This window comes from Pseudomonas sp. P5_B2 (genome assembly GCF_056400445.1).
Map to the genome: position 1 here is coordinate 1 of NZ_JBFULH010000861.1, position 1,463 is coordinate 1,463.

A 1,463-nucleotide genomic window follows, 5' to 3' on the forward strand; every position below is an offset into this window, starting at 1 on the left:
GGTGGGTTGAAGTTTGGGGTCGGGGCTTCGAACTAGGCTCTGGGCTGGCAGAAACCGCTAGCGGTGAATCGGATGCTGGATCACGTTGAAGTGCCAAGATCTTCGCCACGCATTTGATCCCCTGTGGGAGTGAGCCTGCTCGCGATGGCGGTGTGTCAGTCGGCATCCATATTGAATGTACGATGGCTATCGCGAGCAGGCTCACTCGCACAAAGGCAATTCCAGTGTGTGACTGTGATTTAAACCACCTTCAACTCCACCTCTACATGCCCGCGCGTCATCCGCGAATACGGGCACATCTGATGCGCAGCTTCAGCCAGCTCACGCTTTACACCCGCTTCCAGTCCGGGAATGTTGACGTTCAATCTGACGGCCAACTGAAAATCCCCGCCGCTGGTTTTACCCAGATCCACTTCGGCATCTACCGATGTATCTTCCGGCAATTTGATTTTCATCTTGCCCGCCGCCACCTGTATCGCGCCGATGAAACAAGCCGAATAGCCGAGAGCAAACAGTTGCTCCGGATTGGTGCCGGGCTTGCCCGAACCGGGGGAGCTGAAGGTGACATCGAGTTCGCCATCGCTGGACTTTCCGGTGCCGGTTCGGCCGCCGACGGTGTGGGTTTTCGCGGTGTACAGAACGGTTTCCAGTGCAGTACTCATGACCGTGACTCCTGATGGGAAGCGACAGAGTAGGCAAGCCTAGCAGCACCGCATCGGCTCACCGGTGACGTTTGTCAGTTTTGTGTCTTCGCAGACCCGCCGGGTTTTATCTATCCTTTCGCTCCAGGTCCTCTCAGGAAAAAAACATGAAACGCTGGATCAACGCCGCTCTATTGGCTGTGGTTTCCACGTTTGCACACGCCGCTACCGAACTAGCGCCTCGTATCGAGCACGTCCCTTTCGATAATGGCGCCGATAGCGTCAAGTTCAACCAATCGATCAAAGGCCCGCGCACCACGCAGTACCGCGTCAGTGCGAAGGCAGGTCAGATACTGACCGTCGACCTCAAGCCTTCCAACGCATCCGCCTACTTCAACATCACCGCCAAGGGGGCCGACACTGCGCTGTTCAACGGATCGATGATGGGCAACCACTTCATGGGCCCATTGCCCGTCGATGGCGAATACACGGTTCAGGTGTACCTCATGCGTAACGCTGCACGGCGCAACGAGGTGGCCTATTACAGCCTTTCAACGAACCTCAGCCCCCTGACGGACAGCGCCCAACCGTTTGATCAGACTCTCGAACTGCAAGGCATACATTTTCATGTGAAGGGGGAATGGGTGGATGGGAATCCTGTGGTACGCATCTCGCCTCAAGGATTGGAAATAGACAACTCGCAGATCACTCGACCGCTATCCGGCAACATCGCACGCGCGGAAATCGCTGACCTGGATCGCGACGGCTCACCGGAAATTTACGTCTTCGCCCGATCACCTGGGCGCGGTATGCCGGGTGAGT

At 56.7% G+C, this 1,463-nt stretch carries 2 protein-coding genes; one reads left to right on the forward strand and one right to left on the reverse strand.

The genetic code is table 11. The features are described from left to right. Positions 1–239 precede the first annotated feature (239 nt). A complete protein-coding gene (locus tag AC1DRJ_RS27495; RefSeq protein WP_477804922.1) occupies positions 240–662 on the reverse strand; it encodes an organic hydroperoxide resistance protein in 423 nt (140 codons plus the stop codon). Positions 663–808: 146 nt separating this feature from the next. On the opposite strand from AC1DRJ_RS27495, the gene AC1DRJ_RS27500 reads away from it, so the two are divergent. Then, on the forward strand, positions 809–1,463 hold a 655-nt coding region (locus tag AC1DRJ_RS27500; RefSeq protein ID WP_477804923.1), incomplete at its 3' end, for a hypothetical protein.